The organism is Tsukamurella pseudospumae, assembly GCF_001575205.1.
Taxonomy (GTDB): Bacteria; Actinomycetota; Actinomycetes; order Mycobacteriales; family Mycobacteriaceae; genus Tsukamurella; species Tsukamurella pseudospumae.
The window spans coordinates 151,811-170,912 of record NZ_LSRE01000049.1 but is presented as its reverse complement, the minus strand read 5'-3'; the positions used below and the strand labels follow the sequence as shown (position 1 = coordinate 170,912).

General features: G+C 69.4%; 20 protein-coding genes. 8 read left to right on the top strand and 12 right to left on the bottom strand.

The window, feature by feature from the left end; genetic code table 11:
* From AXK61_RS20815 to AXK61_RS20785, 7 genes are all read right to left on the bottom strand, one after another.
* Positions 1-356: helix-turn-helix domain-containing protein (locus AXK61_RS20815; protein ID WP_231855622.1), on the bottom strand; the 356-nt coding region annotated here is incomplete at its 3' end.
* 244 nt (positions 357-600) lie between these two features.
* Positions 601-1,260, bottom strand: coding sequence for an SMI1/KNR4 family protein (locus AXK61_RS20810; protein WP_231855630.1), 660 nt, complete (start codon positions 1,258-1,260; stop codon positions 601-603).
* A 10-nt stretch (positions 1,261-1,270) separates the two neighbouring features.
* A complete protein-coding gene (locus AXK61_RS20805) occupies positions 1,271-1,711 on the bottom strand; it encodes a DUF7832 domain-containing protein (protein ID WP_068569236.1) in 441 nt (146 codons plus the stop codon).
* Between the two features lie 49 nt (positions 1,712-1,760).
* Positions 1,761-2,990: an oxygenase MpaB family protein gene (locus tag AXK61_RS20800; protein WP_231855621.1), complete on the bottom strand. Its 1,230-nt coding sequence runs from the start codon at positions 2,988-2,990 to the stop codon at positions 1,761-1,763.
* Positions 2,991-3,078: 88 nt separating this feature from the next.
* On the bottom strand, positions 3,079-3,834 hold the full coding sequence (cobS, locus tag AXK61_RS20795) for an adenosylcobinamide-GDP ribazoletransferase (RefSeq protein ID WP_197466888.1): 756 nt from the start codon (positions 3,832-3,834) through the stop codon (positions 3,079-3,081).
* Positions 3,835-3,848: 14 nt separating this feature from the next.
* Positions 3,849-5,564, bottom strand: a complete 1,716-nt coding sequence (gene cobT / locus AXK61_RS20790; RefSeq protein WP_068746904.1) for a nicotinate-nucleotide--dimethylbenzimidazole phosphoribosyltransferase — start codon at positions 5,562-5,564, stop codon at positions 3,849-3,851.
* A 3-nt stretch (positions 5,565-5,567) separates the two neighbouring features.
* Positions 5,568-6,251 carry a DUF3043 domain-containing protein gene (locus AXK61_RS20785; protein ID WP_068569234.1) on the bottom strand — a complete coding sequence of 228 codons (684 nt, stop codon included), beginning with the start codon at positions 6,249-6,251 and terminating at the stop codon, positions 5,568-5,570.
* Between the two features lie 134 nt (positions 6,252-6,385).
* Here AXK61_RS20785 and AXK61_RS20780 point away from each other — a divergent pair, with 134 nt between their 5' ends.
* From AXK61_RS20780 to AXK61_RS20760, 5 genes are all read left to right on the top strand, one after another.
* On the top strand, positions 6,386-6,733 hold the full coding sequence (locus AXK61_RS20780) for a HesB/IscA family protein (RefSeq protein ID WP_068569233.1): 348 nt from the start codon (positions 6,386-6,388) through the stop codon (positions 6,731-6,733).
* Between the two features lie 90 nt (positions 6,734-6,823).
* Positions 6,824-7,813: a carbohydrate kinase family protein gene (locus AXK61_RS20775; RefSeq protein ID WP_068569232.1), complete on the top strand. Its 990-nt coding sequence runs from the start codon at positions 6,824-6,826 to the stop codon at positions 7,811-7,813.
* A 47-nt stretch (positions 7,814-7,860) separates the two neighbouring features.
* Positions 7,861-8,517: a PAQR family membrane homeostasis protein TrhA gene (gene trhA / locus AXK61_RS20770; protein WP_068569231.1), complete on the top strand. Its 657-nt coding sequence runs from the start codon at positions 7,861-7,863 to the stop codon at positions 8,515-8,517.
* Positions 8,518-8,580: 63 nt separating this feature from the next.
* Positions 8,581-9,339, top strand: coding sequence for a MerR family transcriptional regulator (locus AXK61_RS20765; protein WP_068746903.1), 759 nt, complete (start codon positions 8,581-8,583; stop codon positions 9,337-9,339).
* 56 nt (positions 9,340-9,395) lie between these two features.
* Complete coding sequence (locus tag AXK61_RS20760; protein WP_068746902.1) at positions 9,396-10,025, top strand: hypothetical protein; 630 nt, start codon at positions 9,396-9,398, stop codon at positions 10,023-10,025.
* On the opposite strand, the gene asnB is transcribed toward AXK61_RS20760, so the two are convergent.
* Positions 10,022-11,986, bottom strand: coding sequence for an asparagine synthase (glutamine-hydrolyzing) (asnB, locus tag AXK61_RS20755; RefSeq protein WP_068746901.1), 1,965 nt, complete (start codon positions 11,984-11,986; stop codon positions 10,022-10,024). The genes AXK61_RS20760 and asnB overlap by 4 nt on opposite strands.
* A 232-nt stretch (positions 11,987-12,218) precedes the next feature.
* Here asnB and ctaC point away from each other — a divergent pair, with 232 nt between their 5' ends.
* The 3 genes from ctaC to AXK61_RS20740 all read left to right on the top strand — a co-directional run bounded on the left by ctaC (position 12,219) and on the right by AXK61_RS20740 (position 14,590).
* On the top strand, positions 12,219-13,322 hold the full coding sequence (ctaC, locus tag AXK61_RS20750) for an aa3-type cytochrome oxidase subunit II (RefSeq protein WP_068746900.1): 1,104 nt from the start codon (positions 12,219-12,221) through the stop codon (positions 13,320-13,322).
* Between the two features lie 4 nt (positions 13,323-13,326).
* The gene (locus AXK61_RS20745; RefSeq protein WP_068746899.1) at positions 13,327-13,758 is read left to right on the top strand and encodes a cytochrome c oxidase subunit 4; all 432 of its coding nucleotides are present in this window, start codon (positions 13,327-13,329) and stop codon (positions 13,756-13,758) included.
* Between the two features lie 106 nt (positions 13,759-13,864).
* On the top strand, positions 13,865-14,590 hold the full coding sequence (locus AXK61_RS20740; RefSeq protein WP_068746898.1) for a hypothetical protein: 726 nt from the start codon (positions 13,865-13,867) through the stop codon (positions 14,588-14,590).
* A 2-nt stretch (positions 14,591-14,592) separates the two neighbouring features.
* Here the strand turns inward: AXK61_RS20740 and AXK61_RS20735 are convergent, their stop codons facing one another.
* The 4 genes from AXK61_RS20735 to qcrC form a co-directional block, all read right to left on the bottom strand.
* Complete coding sequence (locus tag AXK61_RS20735; protein ID WP_082789480.1) at positions 14,593-15,174, bottom strand: nitroreductase family protein; 582 nt, start codon at positions 15,172-15,174, stop codon at positions 14,593-14,595.
* Positions 15,175-15,338: 164 nt separating this feature from the next.
* A complete protein-coding gene (gene qcrB, locus AXK61_RS20730) occupies positions 15,339-16,964 on the bottom strand; it encodes a cytochrome bc1 complex cytochrome b subunit (protein WP_068569224.1) in 1,626 nt (541 codons plus the stop codon).
* Positions 16,964-18,145 carry a cytochrome bc1 complex Rieske iron-sulfur subunit gene (gene qcrA, locus AXK61_RS20725; RefSeq protein ID WP_068746897.1) on the bottom strand — a complete coding sequence of 394 codons (1,182 nt, stop codon included), beginning with the start codon at positions 18,143-18,145 and terminating at the stop codon, positions 16,964-16,966. Before qcrA ends, qcrB begins: the two co-directional genes overlap by 1 nt.
* The gene (qcrC, locus tag AXK61_RS20720) at positions 18,142-19,068 is read right to left on the bottom strand and encodes a cytochrome bc1 complex diheme cytochrome c subunit (protein ID WP_082777737.1); all 927 of its coding nucleotides are present in this window, start codon (positions 19,066-19,068) and stop codon (positions 18,142-18,144) included. The genes qcrA and qcrC overlap by 4 nt, the downstream gene beginning before the upstream one ends.
* Between the last annotated feature and the right edge of the window lie 34 nt (positions 19,069-19,102).

Below are 19,102 nucleotides of genomic sequence, written 5' to 3'. Positions count from 1 at the left end.
ATCACCGCGTTCGGACGGTTCACCGCGGTCGTGCACTGCGGGCACACCGGGCGCAGGCCACGGTCCCGGATCTGCCGGGTCAGCGACGAATACGACTGCTTGAACCGCATCTCGACGAGTTCGTCGAACAGGGTCTGCGCCCACAGATGCGGGTCCTCGAGCAAGCGGCTGGTGACGTACTCGGCGAACGGCTCGAACGGGTCCTCGTCCCGGTGGCGGACACCCGGCTCGGTGACCCCGTTGAGATAGTTGCGGACGGTCTTACGGTCCCGTCCCAGATGACGGGCGATCGCTGAGATCGTCCACCCCTGCTTGCGCAGAGCATGTGCTTCCACGGTCTCTCCTTGTGTGAGCATGAACGAGCGGGGCCTCCCTCGAAGGGCTGGTGCGTGGTCAGAGACCACCAGCATCACGGGGAGGCCCCGCCCATTACTTGGCGGGTGCACACAAGTGGGGAGATTCAGTTAGCAGAACTGGGGAGAATCAACGAGCGCAGTCACGGCAGCCCTTCCGAATAGTGCAACCGGCGGATCTCCGCCCAGTCCTCCACAGTGATCACCCCTCAACAGGTAACCGGGCTGCTCAACTTTCGCCCGTCGATCACTGCTCAGTATTCAGCCGTCGTCGACAGACGTGATCTTCCGCGTCGTCGTCGAAGCCGATGTAGGGAGTTCCGCTGTACGTGGCCTGGTGGGTCTCGAACCGCTTGTCCTCGAAAACGGCTGTGATCGCTGCGATCCAGGAGGCGAAGTCCGGGGCTTGAATCTCGCGGAATTCGGCGTCGTGTGTGAAGTCGATGACCTGCCCGGCGGTGCTCGGCCAGTCCTGGACATGGTCCCAGCTGCGGGTGGCCTCGTTCCAGCGGGTCTCTTTGAGGAGCGCCTCGCCGGTCACGTCGATACAGATGTTGTCGCCGGCATGGTTGTCGAGGATGGGGAGGTAGTTCTCGCCCCACCACGCTGAGGTGACCCAACTGGGGTCCGCTGCGCGGAGTTCTCGCATCATCGTGATCGTGCGGATGACCTCACGAGCGGTCATCAGGTCCTGGTTGTAGATCAGGCTGCCCGCCTCGACGGTTGCGCCGTCGGGGCTGGGGCCGCGCCAGGCGAGGAAGTCGCGGTAGAGGGGAGGCAGAGGCAGGCCGAGGACGCGCTCGAGTTCGTCGATGTCCTCCGTGGGCGATCCCGGCCCCAGAGCTGAGTGGTACTCAGGGTAGTTGGTTGCCAATGTTGCATCGAGTTTGTCGATAAGTGGATCCATGGCCGCCACGCTACCTGGCGACGCCCGACTTCCATCGGGCGTAGAGGGCGTCGATGGTGGGTGCTACCGCGTCGTACAACTGCCAGGTGTCCGGCGCGGCGTAGGTGGAGTCGTACCCGGCGACCTCCGGCACCGTCGAATACGCGTCCAGGTACGCGGAGTACGAGGCGTCGGTGAAGGCGTTCCCCTCGTCGGTGAAGGCGCCGGAGTCGAACTGGCCCACCATGTGCTGCACTAGATACGCACCAGGCGTCAGCTTGCGGTCGTCGAGCAGGTCGAGGTGCGGATCCGGGACCGGCTCCGGTACTCCGTGCCACAGCGTGGTGCCGCTCGCGAGATCGTGCGCCCGCATCCAGGCGTAGAAGATCCCGATGTGCGTGGCGGCGTTGTCCTCGGGAAGGCCGAGCTCGTCGACGGTCTCCTGGTGCCACTCGGCATCGTCGTAGGTCATGACGCGAGGCTCCCGCGCGACGGTTGGCGGCGCCTTGTCGCCCGGTTGATCAGGACGTGACGTGCTGCGCCGAGTGGCCGATGTCGGCGTCCTCGCCGAGGGTGCGCATGAACCTCGCCTGGCTGACGTCGCCGCGGCGGGCGGCCCGCTCGCGGCCGCCGGGGAGTTGGTTGAACACGGACTCGACCAGGTGGTACGGGATCCGGAGGGCCGGGTACCAGGGGAGGGCCGACGGGACGCCGAGCTCCTTCATCGCCGCCGTGCCGAGGTAGGCGGTCGCGATGGACAGGTGTTGCGAGCGGGCGATGCGGCGGCGGATCCCGCTGAGGTGCCGGTAGTTCCACGCCATCGGATCGTCGGCCATCGGCTGCGCGAGGGCCCGGCTCGTCTCGTCCGGCGTGGATAGGGCGCGGGAGGTCTGGAACAGGATGCGCAGGCTGTCGCGGTAGCTGTGGGGCAGGAAGTCGTCGTGCACTCCCATGAGCCGGCCGACGTACCGCGTCAGGTGCGCCGCGGCCTCGTACTCGCGCGGGGCGGCGAGCATGCCCAGGCCCATGCCGGTGGCGACGGGCGCGATGAGGGCGCCGACCAATGTCGCCGCCATGTCCGTCTGGTTGATCGGCAGGCCGTGCGCTTCGGAGTCCCAGTCGGGCATTGCCGTCACGTGCCGGCGCACCATCGAGTGGATGAACCGGACGTGCAGCGTGGAGCGGTAACCGACGCCGCCGGGGCGCAGACCGTCGGGCACGATCACGTCGAGTGCCCACTGCGAGGTCTCCGCGAACCGCTTGTTCGAGCCCTTCTCGAGCGCACCCGTGCGCAGCAGCGTCTGGTTGAAGCCCGAGAACAGGTATCCGCCCATGAGAGCGACGTCGCGCGCGACCGAGAAGCCGTCCGCGCCGCCGCTGCGCATGAGCTGCCCGCCCAGGAGGATCTTGTCCCAGTCGACCCAGTCGGGGATCGTCTCCATCTCCTCGAAGAACTCCCGGATCTCCGACGGTGCCTCGGGCACCGTCGCGATCCCGTCGTTCAGGGCGCGCTCGAAGAGGGGCTTGCGGGCGTCGCGGTCCTCGTAGATCCAGTCGACCAGCTGATCCATCTGCTCGTCACCGACGGTGAGCAGCTCGCCGAACCGGCGGAACTCCGCGGGCGTGGGCTCGGGGAGGCGGAGGAAGCGGCTGACCATCTTGATGCCGGGCGGCACGCGCCGCGGGGACGAGGGGTGCCGCGCGGGGACCTGGGTCGGTGCTGCTGCGGTCATCTCGGCCTCACGGATCATCGGTGACAACTGTCGTTGTCGAATCTATTCCGCCTCGTCAGTGGAGTCAACAACCAAGTTAGCCGCTGTTCTTGTCCGCGTGTTCGGATCAGGCCACGCAGAGACCGATGAGTGCCAGCACCGTCGCGATCTCGATGCCGAAGCCGAGGACATCGCCGCTGACGCCACCGAATCGGCGCACGCAGTGCTGCATCGCGAGGACAGAGGCGGCGAGCGCGACTGCGACGGCGACCGGGCCCTGCCAGGGGAGGCCGGGCACCGTCGGGACGGCGAGGGCGAGGGCGGCGACGAGCCAGAAGCCCTGGGCCGCATGCCGCTGCGTGCCCGCGGTCAGCGCCCCGAAACCGTCGGGGTTCGACGGTGCCCAGCCCCTCCTGCAGCCGAGGACCGCGGCGACACGGGCGGCGCCCACGGCGACACCGATCGCGAGCCACAGGCCGCGCTCCGCGAGGGCCCCGACCGCCGCGGTCTCCGCGATGAGCAGGAGTGCCAGCGCCGCGGCGCCGAACGGGCCGACGGTGCCCTGGCGCATGATCTCCCGCGCGCGTTCGGGCGGGCCGTAGCTGCCGAGACCGTCGACGCAGTCGGCGAACCCGTCCAGGTGCATCCCGCGTGTGAACAGCGCCGCGGCGCCGACGGCGAGGGCGCCGACGAGCACCGTCGGAAGGCCCGCGGCGTGCGCGGCCCACGCCACCGACACCACGACGGCCCCGACCACCGCTCCCGCAAGTGGTACCCGCGTGATGATGCGGGCACCGTCGTCCCTGGTCACGGGAGTCGGCTGCAGCGAGGCGGGCACGGGCAGCACCGTCATCCAGGCGAGCGCGGCGGTCAGGTGCCGCACGTCAACGCGCCACGTCAGTCCGCGGACTTCCCGGAGACCCCGGCGGAGTCGAAGGTCGCCATCTCGCCGAGGACGGCGACCGCCGACCGGACCAGCGGCAGCGCGAGGGCGGCACCGCTGCCCTCGCCGAGGCGCAGGCCCAGGTCGAGGAGGGGCTCGAGGTCGAGGCGGCGCAGCGCCAGCGCGTGTGCGGGTTCGGGACTGAGGTGACCCGCGGTCCACCAGCTCGCGGCGCCGGGCGCGAGATCGTTGGCGACCAGGGCGGCGGCCGTGACCACGACACCGTCGAGGATCACCGGCGTGCGGCGGACTGCCGCCTGCGCGAGGAACCCGGCCATCGCCGCCAGGTCGGCCCCGGCGACGGTGCGCAGCAACGCCTTCGGATTCCCGGTGTGCGGGCGCGCGCGGTACATGCCGTCGCGGATCGCGGCGGCCTTGCGCATCCAGGCGTTGTCGTCGATGCCGGTGCCGCGGCCGACCACCAGGACCGGCTCGGTGTCGGTGAGCGCGCCCACGAGCACCGCGGCGGGCGTGGTGTTGCCGATGCCCATGTCGCCGAGGACGAGCAGATCCGCCCCCGAGTCGACCTCCTCGTCGGCGATCCGCCGGCCGGCGGCGATCGCGGCGATCGTCTCCTCGTCGGACATCGCGTCGTTGACTGCGATGTCGCCCGACGAGCGACGGATCTTGTTGCGGCTCAGGTCCTCGCGCGTGTCGCCTGCGACGGCGATGTCCTCGACCCGGACCGTGGCTCCGGCCTGCGCAGCCAGCACGTTGATCGCCGCGCCCCCGGCGGCGATGTTCGCCACCATCTGCGCCGTGACCTCCGGCGGGTACGCCGAGACGCCGCCCGCTGCGACGCCGTGATCGCCGGCGAACACCACGATCCGCGCGCGTTCGAACTGCTTCGGCGGGCACACGCCCTGGCACGCGGTGATCCATTCGCCGAGGTGCTCGATCCGGCCCAGCGACCCCGCGGGCTTGGTCAGCTCCAGCTGGCGGTCGCGTGCCTCCCGGCCGACGAACGGATCGGGCGGGGAGAGCTGGGGGAAGGCCAGCGGGTCGGCGCCGGGATCGAATGGGGGGAGCTCGACGGGCGGCAACGCGGGCGTCGCGGGTGCCTTCGTCAGGTTCGCCGCGGCCGCGACCCCCGCTGCGGCCGCGACCCCCGCCGCGGCCGGGACTGCGGAGCCGGGGACGGGTGCACCGTCGGGCGCGGGGGACGTGAGCGGGACGGGGATCCCGGCCACGACGAGCTCGGCCCGGTCCGCGATCGCCGCGAGGCGCGCGTTGACCGTGCCGAGGAGGTCCTGGAAGACGCGGCCCGCGTGCGTGGCCGGGACGACGGACAGGCCCACCTCGGGGCTGACGAGGACCAGGTCGCCCGGGTAGGCGGCGGCAGCGGCGACGAGGCCGTCGAGCTCCGTCGTCATCTTCTCGGGCGTGTCCCAGCCGAGGGCGTCGAGGCGCGCCGCGAGCCAGCCGCCGAGGTCGTCGACGAGCGTGGGCGCCGAGCCCTCGGACAGCACGGACCGCAGGTCCTGGGTCTCGACGGTCGCCCACGAGGCCGGGCGGCGCTCGCGGTGCGCGGCGACGCGCGCGACGAGGTCCGGGTCACCGTCGGGCCGCGGGGCGGTCGCGATGTACCGGACCGGACCGGTGCCGATCAGCTGCTCGGCGCGCGCGGACTTGCCCGACCGGACCCCGCCGAGAACGAGGGTGAGCGCCACGGGCTAGACCGCGTCGCCGGGCTTGACGCGCGGCCGCGGGATGCGCATGCGACGCAGCTGCGTGGTGCGCATGAACGCGTACCAGCCGAGGCGGAAACCGGTCTCGGTGGTGTCGGGCCAACGCTCGCGGACCCGGTTGTTGATCCGGCGGCCGGTGAGGACGCCCTCGACGCCCATGATGATGACCATGGCCAGCAGGAGCAGCATCGGGATGCCGGCCAGCTGCGGCATGTTGACCGTGACGAACATGAAGACCATCACCGCGACCGCCACCGGGATGAACATGGTGGAGACGTGGCGCTTCGCGTCGATCAGATCGCGCACGTAGGCCTTGACGGGGCCCTTGTCGCGGATCGGGAGATAGCGATCGTCGCCCTGCATCATGAGCTCGCGGCGCTCGTTCGCCTGCGTGCGGCGCTCAGCCGAGGCGGCCTTGCGCTCCTCCTTGCTCATGGAGTTCTTGAGCTCCTTGCGCCGCGTACGGGCCTCCGCCCGCGTCATCGGTGCAGGTGCGACGGGGCCCCGCTTGCGGCCCTGCGCCTCGCGACGGCTCGGAGTGGGGCGGCCCTTGCCCGGGGTCTGCACGGGCTTACCGAGATTGACGGCGTCGTCGCCGCTGCTCTCGTCGACGACGGACTCGGCAGCCTCGGAGGTCGATTCGTCGGCCTTCTGCCAGGGGAGTTTCACATCCTCCAGCCTATTCGATCGGGGCGGGCGGGCGGTGATGCGGGGGAGGGACGCGGGTGATGGGGACTACGGGGAATGTCGGCCGGGGGAGTACCGTTGAACCAGACACCGACGTGCGTCTGTGAGGAGAACCTATGACTACTGCTGAGAGCGAAACCACCGGTGTGGTGCTGACCGAGGCCGCCGCCTCGAAGGCGAAGGCACTGCTGGACCAGGAGGGTCGTGACGACCTGGCGCTGCGCATCGAGGTGCAGCCGGGCGGCTGCGCCGGTCTGCGGTACCAGCTGTACTTCGACGACCGTTCGCTCGACGGTGACGTGCTGTCCGAGTTCGGCGGCGTGAAGCTGTCCGTGGACCGGATGAGCGTTCCGTTCCTGATCGGCGCGAAGATCGACTTCGTCGACTCGATCGAGAAGCAGGGTTTCACCATCGACAACCCGAACGCGACCGGCTCCTGCGCCTGCGGCGACTCGTTCAACTGACGCAGCACTGACGCCCCTCGGGGCGTGCGAAACCCTCTCGCGGTTAGGCTCACGGAATACATCCGTCGCCAACCACGGGAGGGTTTCGCCGTGTCGATCGCTGTGTCCGGCTCCATCGCCACCGATCATCTGATGCGCTTCGAGGGGAAGTTCTCCGAGCAGCTGCTCGCCGAGCACCTCGCACACGTGTCGCTGAGCTTCCTGGTGGAGGAGTTGGTCCTGCAGCGCGGCGGCGTGGGCGCGAACATCAGCTTCGGCATGGCGCGGCTCGGTCGCCGGCCCGTGCTGATCGGCGCCGTCGGCAAGGACTTCGACGAGGGCTACCGGGCCTGGCTCGAGGACTCGGGCGTCGACACCCGTGCCGTCCGGGTCTCGGAGACCGCCCACACCGCCCGCTTCCAGTGCACGACGGACGCCGAGATGGCGCAGATCGCGTCGTTCTACTCGGGCGCGATGGCCGAGTCGCGCGAGATCGCGATCGCGGACGTCGTCGGCACCGTCGGGGCCCTGGACCTCGTGGTGATCGGTGCGAACGATCCCGCGGCGATGTCGCTGCACAGCGCCCAGTGCCGCGAGGCGGGGATACCCTTCGCGGCGGACCCGTCGCAGCAGCTCGCGCGGCTCAACGGCGAAGAGGCGCGAGCGCTCGTCGAGGGCGCGAAGTTCCTCTTCACCAATGAGTACGAGTGGGGTCTGCTGCAGCAGAAGACCGGCGTCAGCGCCGAGCGGCTCACCGAGATGGTCGAGGTCCGGGTGACGACGCTCGCCGAGAAGGGCGCCGAGATCGTCGTGAACGGGGCGGACGGCGAGGTCGTGCAGCGGATCCACGTCGACGTGGTGCCGGATCGCGGCCGGGTCGACCCAACCGGCGTCGGTGACGCCTTCCGCGCGGGCTTCCTCGTGGGCCTGGACGCGGGCCTGTCCTACGAGCGTGCGGGCCAGCTCGGCTCGTACGTCGCGGTGAAGGTGCTCGAGACCGTGGGGCCGCAGGCCTGGGACTACGACGCCGACGATGCCCGTGAGCGACTGACGGAGGCCTACGGCGCCGAGGTGGCCGCGGAGATCCTCGGAGCGCTGTAGCTCACATTCTCTGTTACTGATAAGTAACCTACGGTATCGTAGGTTGCATGACGATCGCCGGAGTCCCTGAGGTCAAGCCGCGGCTGCGTGGAGTCATCCACCAGTTCGGGGCGTTCGGCGCCGTCCTGTTCGGTATCCCGCTCGTGGTGGCGGGGTTCCTCCATTCGGCGGCCGCCGGGTTCGCCCTGCTGGTGTACGCCGTCACCGTGTTCGGTGTGTTCGGGGTCAGCGCCGCGTACCACCGCGGGACGTGGACCGACGCGCAGCGGATCTGGATGAAGCGCGCCGATCACTGCATGATCTTCGTGTTCATCGCCGGCAGTTACACGCCGATCGCCGTGCTGGCGCTGCCGTCGTCCGTGGCCCGGTGGGTGCTGGCGGTGGTGTGGGGCGGGGCCGTGGCCGGTGTCGCGCTCAAGCTGCTGTGGCCGCACGCGCCGCGCTGGGTCGGCGTGCCGCTGTACATCGCGCTCGGCTGGGTGGTGATCGCGGTCGCGGGCGATCTCGTGCGCGGCGCCGGTTGGACCGCGGCGATCCTGCTCGTGATCGGTGGCGTCCTGTACAGCGGGGGAGCGGTCCTCTACGCCACGCGCTGGCCGAATCCCTGGCCGGGTGTCTTCGGGCACCACGAGTTCTTCCACGCCGCCACCGTGGTCGCGGCCCTGTGCCATTACGCGGCCATGTGGATCACGCTGTTGCGCTGAGTCGCGCTTGACCTTGTCGCGGCGTCAAGGTGTGTACTTCTCCCGAACGGAGAAGGAGGCGTCATGAGAATCGGAGACCTCGCGCGCATCGTCGGAACATCGACCCGCGCCGTCCGGCACTACCACCGGATCGGGCTCCTGCCCGAGCCCGCGCGGGAATCCAACGGCTACCGGACGTACACGCTCGACGACGTCGTGCTCCTGCTGCGGGTCCGGCGGCTCGTCGCGCTCGGGATGTCGCTCGACGAGATCGGCGACGTGCTCGACGAGGACGAGCGCGGCCGTGACCTGGACGAGTTGCTCGCCGAACTCGACGCCGACCTCGCGCGCCAGGCCGAGGCGATCGAGGAGCGTAGACACCGGCTCGCTGAGATGCGTCGCGCCGAGCCGGGGCGACCCGTGCCGAACCGGGTGGGTGCGATTGCGGACCGGCTCGCCGAGGCCTACGCCGGGTACGCCGGAACCGCGCGCGTGGAGTTGGCGATGATGGAGGTCCTCACGGGCGTCGTCCCCGGCGCGGTCGAGATCTACGAGACCGCGCTCGACGATCCCGAGGTTGTCGCACTGTCCGGCGACATCGCCGCCGACTTCGAGGCGCTCGCGGATGCCGAGCCGGACGATCCCCGGATCGTGGCAGTCGCCGACCGCATCGTGGCAGCGGCCGACCGCATCCACCTCGCAGTCTCCGAGAGGTCGGGCCCGGCTCGGATCGCGGTCGACGACGTCGCGGGGTGGTTCGAGGCGGCGGACTGGATGTGCGAAGCGCAGCGGCGCTGCGGGCTGCTGATGGTGCAGCGCCTCGCCGAGAGGCGGTCGGCATGAGTGGGGAGTGGCGGCGCACCGAGGCGCTGCTCGGTCGGATGATTCCAACGAGGCTCGTGACCGTTCTGCTGTCCGTGCCCCGCGGGTTGTCGGCCATCGCCCGGCTACTGCGCGGCGATCGCCCGGCGGGAACGCTCTTCGCGTATCACCGCGACGTCGTGATCATCCTGTGGGTGGCAGTGGCGATGACCGCGCTTGAGGGCGCCGTCGTCGACGTGATCCTGCGCGTCGTGCTGGGGCCGTCGCCGTGGGTGTGGATCGCGCTGGGGCTCCACGTCTACGCCGTCGTCATGATCGTGGCGGTGTACGCCGGCATGGTCACCCGGCCGCACTCGCTCGACAGCGGGATGCTGCGGCTCCGGACCGGGTTGGGCGCCGAGGTCGCGGTCCCCGTCGTGGCGATCGACGCCGCGCAGGCGGGGCGGTATCCCTCGTTCGACAGGTCCGGGTGGAAGGTCGACGGTGACGGCGACGCCACCCTCGCGACGCGCGAGGCGAACCTCCGGCTGTCGCTGGCCCCCGACACGACCGTGCGCATCAACGGGCGAGTCCGACCGGCGCCCAGGAGTATTCACCTGACCGTCGACGAGCCCCGGCGCCTCGCCGCGGCGATCGCGGAGGCGAGGGGCGGCGCACCGTCGGGCATTCCCGACGATGCTGTGCGCCCGGCCCCCGCTCCGTCTTAGAGGCGGACCGGGTAGACCGGCTCCTCGATGACGGGACGGATGCGGTCCTCCACGAAGATGCCGTGCCACACCATGAACACCAGAACGGTCCAGATCCGTCGGGAATGGTCGGTGCCGCCCGGCCAGCCCTCGGGGGCCTTCGCCCTGTGCTCGTCGAGCATGGCGAGAACCGCGCGGCGATCGACCCACTCGTCGGTCTGGGACTGCTCGATGGTATCGCGCGCCCAGTCGTAGAGCTCCGGGCCGGCGAGCCAATGCCGCAGCGGCACGGGGAAACCCAGCTTCTTCCGGTGCAGCACGTGCGGCGGGATGATCTCCTCCAGCGCGCGACGCAGGGCGTACTTGGACGTGCCGCCGGCCAGCTTGAGGTCCGCCGGCAACGTCTCGGCGATCCGGAAGACCTCCTTGTCCAGGAAGGGCACGCGCAGTTCGAGCGAGTTGGCCATCGTCATCTTGTCGGCCTTGACCAGGATGTCGCCGCGGAGCCACGTGAACTGGTCCAGGTGCTGCATCCGCTCGACGGGGCCCCAGCCCTGCGTCTTGGCGTAGATCGGCGCGGTGACATCGGTGTGCGTCCAGTCCTCGCGGAAACCGGGCAGAACCGACCGCAGCTGCGCGTCGTTGAACGAGCGGGCGTTGCCGTAGTACCGCTCCTCGAGCGGCAGCGAGCCGCGTTGCAGGAGGGACTTGCCCCGCTTGCCGTCGGGCATCCGGTCGCCGATCTTGCCTGCGGTCCGCCGCGCCCAGGCGGGCAGCCGGTCGAAGGGCGCGAGCGAGAGCGGCTCCTTGTAGATGGTGTAGCCGCCGAACAGCTCGTCGGCGCCCTCGCCGGACAGTACGACCTTGACGTGCTTGCGGGCCTCGCGCGCGAGGTAGTAGAGGGGCACGAGCGACGGATCGGCGACCGGATCGTCGAGGTACCAGACGATGGCAGGGATCGCGTCCCGGAACTCCTCGGGCGAGACCGTCTTGACGACGTGCCGCGCGCCGATCGCCTCCGCCGATTCCGCGGCCACGTCGACCTCGCTGTAGCCCTCGCGCTGGAAGCCGGTGGTGATGGTGATGAGGTCCGGATTGTGCTGGATCGCCAGCGCCGCGACGGCCGTCGAGTCGATGCCGCCGGACAGGAAGGACCCGACGGTGACGTCGGCCCGCATGTGCATCTTCACCGAGTCGCGCAGCGCGTCCGCGATGTCGCGGTAGATCGCCTTCGCCTCGGCCGACTCCAGCCCGCCGGTCACCTGCTTCACGGGGAAGCGGGGCTCGAAGTAGCGCTTGCCGGTCACCTCGCCGCCGGGGGAGACGGTGGCGTAGCAGCCCGACTCGAGTCGCCGGATGCCCAGGTGCAGGGATTCGGGCTCCGGGACGTACTGCAGGACCGTGTAGTGCTGCACGGCGCGCGGATCGAGCCCGGGCCGCAGCCCGGCCTCGTCGGCGAGGGCCAGGACGGACTTCTTCTCCGAGGAGAAGACGGTGCCCTTGCTCCCGGTCCCGACGTACAGGGGCTTGATGCCGAACGGGTCGCGCGCCAGCGTCAGCTCGCGGCGTTCCGTGTCCCACAGGGCGAAGGCGAACATGCCCCGCAACTGGGCGAGGACCCCCTCGATGCCCCAGTGGTGGAAACCCGCCACGATCGGCTCACCGTCGCCCTCGGTGCGGAACTGCGCGCCGAACTCCTCGGTGAGCCGGCTGCGCAATTCGAGGTAGTTGTAGATCTCGCCGTTGAAGGTGAGCGCGTACCGCTCGGGGTTCTCCGGCGGGCCCCAGCGCAGGGGCTGGTGCGCGTGGTCGATGTCGATGAAGGACAGACGGTTGAAGGTGAGCGCCAGGTCGTCGTCGTGCCAGGACCGACCCGACTCGTCCGGACCGCGGTGCCGCATGCACCGGCCCGCCGCGGTCACCGCATCGACGACATCGCCCGCGCTCTGATCGGCGGACAGGAATCCCAGGAGGCCACACACGGTCAACCAGTATGCCGGAACGGCCTCCGGTACCCGGAACGGCGCAGGCCAATGCGGTAGACGGCGGAAACGACGCGCCATTTGCCGACCCCGCAACGTGGACCGGCCCCTGTTGGTCTACGCTGCGTAGTACAAGGGGAACGTGCAGCCCCGGCGCTGAGTTCCCGAGGGGTTCTCGACCGTCGGAACGGGCCCCACAGCACTGACCGTGTTTCAGCAGGAAGGCGCGACATTGGCACCCGGAAGTAACGCCCACGGTGGGGCCGCGTCCTGGCGTAAGCGCCTGGTTCTGGCCGCCGGGCTCGTGGTCGGCATGTTCGCTCTGGCGGGCTGCTCGGCCGACGAGGTGATGCGTTTCGGTTGGCCCGAGGGTGTGACCCCCGAGGCCCGTGACATGACTGAGCTCTGGAGCTGGTCCGTGGTGGCCGCCCTGATCATGGGTGTCCTGGTGTGGGGCCTCACGTTCTGGACCATCACCCTGCACCGGAAGAAGGCGGACTCGCCCGATTTCCCGCGGCAGACCGCGTACAACGTGCCGCTGGAGCTGCTCTACACCGCGGTTCCGTTCCTCATCATCGCCGTGCTCTTCTACTTCACCGTGGTCGTGCAGACCAAGGTCGAGAAGCTCGAGGACAACCCCGGCGTCACCGTGGACGTGACCGCGTTCCAGTGGAACTGGCGCTTCGCGTACCGCGAGGTCACGCTCGACGGCAACACCGTCAAGCTCGAGCGGCCGAACCCGTACGGCCAGCAGCCCGACATCGCGAAGCTCAACGAAGAGGCCGCGAAGATGAAGGAGCATGGGCACGTCGAGAAGCAGGACGAGCGCGGCCCGAACCACGGCCGGTTCCAGGACATCCGCGACTACCTGAAGTTCAGCAGCGTCGAGGTGCAGGGCTCCACCGCCGAGATCCCCGTGCTGGTCCTCCCGATCAACACCCGCATCCAGTTCGATCTGGCCTCGGCAGACGTGGTCCACTCGTTCTACGTGCCGCAGTTCGCCTTCAAGCGCGACGTGATGCCGAACCCTGTGCAGAACCACACGCAGAACAAGTTCCAGGTCTCGAGCATCGATCGCGAGGGCTCCTTCGTCGGCCGCTGCGCCGAGATGTGCGGCGACTACCACTCGATGATGAACTTCGAGATCCGCGCCGTCACGCCGGAGAAGTTCAAGAAGTACATCGAGGCACGCCAGGCCGGCCAGGACAACGCCGCCGCGCTCGTGTCGATCAAGGAGTCGGCCGTGTCGACCAGCACCTTCCCGTTCGACACCCGCCGCACCGGCCGCACCGCGTCGGGCGAGAGCACCAAGCCCGTCACCGAAGGGGTGAAGTAACCCAATGAAGGTCGAAGCGAAGCTCTTCGAGTTCCTCACCGCGTTCTTCTTCCTCGCGGGCATCCTGTACACCGTCGTCACCGCGCTGTGGGGCCCCGGCTACGGCTACGGCGCCGTGGAGTGGGTCGGCGTGGTCGGCATGTTCCTCACCGGCGGCCTGACGCTGATCATCGGCACCTACTTCCGGTTCGTGTCCAACCGCGTCGACACCCGCCCGGAGGACTACGAGGACGCCGAGATCTCGGACGGCGCAGGCGAGCTCGGCTTCTTCAGCCCGCACTCCTGGTGGCCGATCCTGCTGTCGGCCTCGGTCGCCGTCGTCGGCATCTCCGTCGCGCTGCAGCTGTACTGGCTGTGGATCTTCGGCGGTGCGCTCGTCATCGCCGCGGCCTGGGGCCTCGTCTTCGAGTACCACAAGGGTCCTGAGAAGCACTAGATCCACGGATCGTCGAACGGCGCCCGTCCCGGAATTCACCGGGGCGGGCGCCGTTCTTCCGTTCGCGTTCACTCCGCGGCCTCCCGCGGATGATTGCATGCAAGCCATGACGCAGGTCGAATCCGGGCTGTCCGTGCGCAAGCTCACCGCCGACGAGATGCGGGGGCGGGGCGGTCCCAGTGCCGCGCCGAAGGCGAAGCTCGACTTCTCCGTCACCGAGCCGGAGGCGCACGGCGGCGGCGAGTACGGCACCGTCGGGCACATCGGCGTCGTGGCGGCACCGGAACGCGCCTACCTCGCCGTCGACACCGTCGGCAGCCCCCGCACCTCGGACGACTTCCGGACCGCCGCTGAGGCCCTCTACGCGGCCGCCTACGGCGTCAAGGTGCGCAACAAGGCCCTGGCCCGCCGCGGTACGCCCGGCGCCGACGACGAGGTGCGCAGCGACTTCACCGTCCCACCCCTCGAGCGGCTCCGCGGAGACCTCACCGCACACACCACCGCGGAGGCCCGGTGGACCCTGCTGCTGCGCCGGCCCGCATGGATCGACGACGCCGAGGTGGGGGACGTCCTCGAGCAGCTCGAGGTGTCCAAAGGGCTCAAGAACCTCACCCGCGTGCGCTGCCTGGACCTGCCGGCATCGTCGTACCTGCAGACCCGCGTCGACGGACGGTGGTCCGCCGCAGTCACGCCCACCGCGAAGGCCTTCGCGGTCCAACTGCGGGAGCGGGGCCTGACGGCCGTCGACGGTGCCTGGCACGAGGTCTGCCTCGGGGAGCCCGGAGCGCCCGTCGGACAGAGCAGCTACCTGCTGCGCCTGCGGCTGGCCTGAGCTCAGCCGCGCTCGTCGACGCGGACGCGCGCCCACGTCACGTCGTCGCGGTCGCGACGTTCCCGGGAGACGCCGACGACCTCGCCCGGCGCGTGCGCCGCGATCCCGAACGCCGTCATCGTCGTGATCTCCCAGTCCCGCGGCACGTCGAACTCGGCTTCGACGGCCTCGCGGTCGAAGGCCCGGAACTGGTGGGCGTCGAACCCGATCGACAGCGCCTGCAGCGTCATCGTCGCCACGGCCTGCCCCAGGTCGTAGTGCGCGAAGTCCGAGTACACGTCGTCCGAGTCCTCGAGCGACACGCGCGCGAGGTTGACGACGATGACCGATGCGTCCGGTGCCCATCGCGCCGAACTGCCCGCGAGATGGCGGACGATCCGGGCGTGCACCGCATCGCCGCGTCGTCCGGCGATGAAGGCCCACGGCTGCGAGTTGCCCGCCGAGGGGGCCAGCCGGGCGGCGTCGAGCAGAGTGTCGAGTTCTGCGTCACTGATCATCGCGCCGGGCTCGAAGACCATCGGGCTGTGGCGCCGGCGGACGGCGGGGTGGACCTCGGGGACGACGGGGATCGTGCACGTGCTCACGACGTCCAGTGTCGCAGTCCGGTGCGCATCGCCCGACGGTGGCCGGCTCGACGGTGGCCCGCCCGGGCGGTCGGGCAGCAGCGGACCGTCGGCCCCGGGGACGACAGACGACTGCGGCCCCTCCCCGGAAGTGGGGGAGGGGCCGCAGTGGCTGATGCGAGGATCTACTCGACGTCGAGCTTGCCGCCGTTGTCCTGAACCTTCTTGATGGCCTCGAGCGCCTTGACCTCGTTCGCGTGATCGCGCTCGGCGTTCTCGCGCTGCTCGTCGACCGGATCGGCCCGCAGGAACGAGCCCGTGCCCGGCTTGCCGGCTGCACCGAGCTGGTTGGCCTTGGTCGGGACGACCGCGCCCTCATAGGGGAGCGGGACGGCGTGACCGTGGTCGTCGACCGGTCCGAGCGGCTGGTGGAGCTCGATGAACTCACCGTTCGGGCGGCGGACGATGACGCCGGTCTCGATGCCGTGCTCGAGCACCGCGCGGTCGGCGCGCTGCAGACCGATGCAGAAGCGGTAGGTCACCCAGTAGGCGATCGGCGGCAGGATCACGAGGCCGATACGGCCGATCCACGTCATCGCGTTGAGCGACAGGTGGAACTTCAGCGCGATGATGTCGTTGATGCACGACAGGGTCAGCACGATGTAGAAGGAGATCGCCATCGCGCCGATCGCGGTGCGGACCGGAACGTCGCGCGGACGCTGCAGGATGTTGTGGTGCGCGTCGTCGCCCGTGAGCTTCTTCTCGATCCACGGGTAGCCGAACATCAGGCCGATGATCACGCCGATGATGATCGCCACGAAGGCCGCGCCCGGGACGGTGTGGCCCCAGAAGTACAGCTCCCACGCGGGCCACAGACGGGCCAGGCCGTCGGTCCACATCATGTAGATGTCGGGCTGGACGCCCGCGGACACCTTCGCCGGATCGTACGGGCCGATGTTCCAGACCGGGTTGACCGTGAAGATGCCGGCCATCAGCGTGATGATGCCGAAGGTGGCGGCGAAGTACGCGCCGGTCTTGACGGCGAAGACGGGGAGGATGCGCACACCCACCACGTTCTCCTCGGTGCGACCGGGGCCCGCGAACTGCGTGTGCTTCTGGTACCAGACGAGAGCCAGGTGGCCCGCGATGAGCGCCAGGATGATGCCCGGGAAGAGCAGGATGTGCAGCACGTACAGGCGCGGGATCAGCAGCTCGCCGGGGAAGTCCCCGCCGAACAGGGCCCAGTGGACCCAGGTGCCGACGACCGGGAGACCCACGACGATGCCCGACATCGCGGCGCGGACGCCGGTGCCCGAGAGCAGGTCGTCCGGGATCGAGTAACCGAAGAAGCCCTCGAACATCGCGAGCAGCAGCAGCGCGCAGCCGATGACCCAGTTGGCCTCACGCGGACGGCGGAACGCACCGGTGAAGAAGATGCGGACCATGTGGATGATGATCGACGCCGCGAACATCAGGGCCGCCCAGTGGTGGATCTGGCGGACGAACAGACCGCCGCGCACCTCGAACGAGATGTCCAGGGTGGTGGCGTAGGCGCGCGACATCGCGACGCCGTGCAGCGGGTCGTACGCGCCCTCGTAGTGGACCTCGGCCATCGACGGGTCGAAGAACAGCGTGAGGTAGACGCCCGACAGCAGCAGGATCACGAAGCTGTACAGCGCGATCTCACCCAGCATGAAGGACCAGTGCGTGGGGAAGACCTTGTTGATCTGGCGGCGGATACCGGGAGCGAGATGGTAACGCTGGTCCATCTCGTTCGCCTGGTGCCCGACGCGCTCGCCGAGTGTGGTCATCAGTGCGTCGCCTCCCAGAAGGCCGGTCCGACCTGTTCGATGAAGTCGCCGTTGGCGACCATGTAGCCCTGCTCGTTCACCGAGATCGGCAGCTGCGCCAGCGCGCGGGCGGCGGGCCCGAAGACCGGCTTGCCGTACTCGAGCGCGTTGAACTGCGACTGGTGGCAGGGGCAGAGGATGCGGTTGGTCTGCTGCTCGTACAGCGACGTGGGGCAGCCGAAGTGGCTGCAGACCTTGGTGTAGGCCCAATAGTCGCCGTAGTTGAAGTCCTCCTGGCCCTGCCGCTTGACGGCGCGGACCCCGTCCTCGGGACGCAGGCGGATCAGCATGACCGGGTTACGGATGCCCTTGAGGCCGTGGAGCAGCTTGAGACGCGACTCCTCGGTCTCGCCGAAGCCGTCCGACGCGCGCCACGGGAACACCGTCATCATGCCGCCGGCGTCGAGATCCTCCGCCTTGACGAGCTTGACCTTGTACGGGTCGCCCACGTCGTTGCGCAGGAACACGGGCTCGTGGTTCTGCTCGCTCGAGAAGTCGTTCTCCAGCGAGTTCCAGTACGGGGACCAGCCCGTGTGCCAGAGCGCCGAGGCCTCGCGCTTGGCCCAGGGGTTCTTGACCAGGCCGCCGATGAAACCGGCGGCGGCACCCAGGCCGAGCACGCCCACGCCGAACCCGGCCGAGGCGAGGATCATCTTGCGGCGGGGGAGGGTCGAGGTCTCCAGCGCGTCCTTGAACAGGGCGGCAGTGGTGGCACGGTCGACCTTGGACGAGCCGCCCGCGTCGTGCCGCTGCTGGACGGCGATCTCCTCGGGGATGAACTTCTTCGTGAACTGCACCGTGCCCGCGAAGACGCAGAGCAGCGAGAGCCCGAAGGTGATGCCCAGCATCGGCGTGTACAGCGTGTACCACCAGTAGTGGGCGTCGTCGATGCCCTGGTACTTCCACGGCCAGAACAGGAAGACGCCGAGCAGTGCGGCGCCGAACAGGCCGGCGAGCACGAACCAGAGTGCGACGGTGCGCTCGGCGCGCTTCTCAGCGCGGGTGCCCGGGACGGGCCAGCGGGGCTCGCGGTAGACCAGCTCGACACCGTCGAGGTTGGTACCGAGCTTGATCAACTCGTCGTGGGACAGGTTGTCCAGTTCGTCGTCCGACGGGACGTTGTTCAACGGCTTGGCGGTCAATTCCTGCTCCCAACCCACATCGCGGCGCCGACGACGGCGATCATCCCGGTGAACCACATCACCATGCCCTCGGCTGCGGGGCCGAAGCCGCCGATGGCCGAGCCGCCGGGAGACTGCGTCTCGCCCGCGTTCTTGATGAAGCCGATGATGTTCTTCTTCTCTTCAGGCGACAGCGCACGGTCCGAGAACTTGGGCATGTTCTGCGGGCCGGTGAGCATCGCCGCGTAGATCTCCTGCTCGTTCGCGGGATCCAGCGGGGGCGCGAACTTACCGCCGGACAGGGCGCCGCCCCGACCGGTGAAGTTGTGGCACGAGGCGCAGTTCAGGCGGAACAGCTCGGCGCCGGCGCCGAGGTTCTTGCCGCGCAGCGACTCCTGGGCGATGACGCGATTGTTGTTCTCATCGCGCTTGATCGAGCCGTCCGCGTTGTACTCCCACACGATCGACGGTCCGCCGCCGATCGACTGGATGTAGGCGCCCATGGCGTCGATCTGCTTGGCGTCGAACTTCGCGGGCTTGCGCACGATCTGCGACGAGTTGATCGTCGCGGGCATGCGGCCCGAGTGCACCTGGAAGTAGACCGCCGCGTCACCCACACCGACCAGGCTGGGACCGCGGTCCTTGACGCCCTCGAGGCTCGCACCGTGGCAGCTGATGCACGAGGTCTCGTACAGGCGCTGACCCTTCTCGATCTGCGCGGCGTCGAAGTCGTCCGCGAGCGCGACCTGCGGGGTGGGGCTGGCGATCGTGGCGACACCGCCGGCCGCGAGCAGGCCGCCGACCAGTAGGGCCGCGCTCGTGACCTTGCGGCGGAGCTTGCGCTGCTTGCGCACCTTCTGGGCCGAGGGGCGGTCGGGCCCGGCGCCCGAAGCGCCGCTCGGCTCGCCTCCCTCGCCGGCGGGCTCAAAGTTGGCTGAACTCATCTGCTATCCCTCTGTGATGGCGACTGAGAAATAC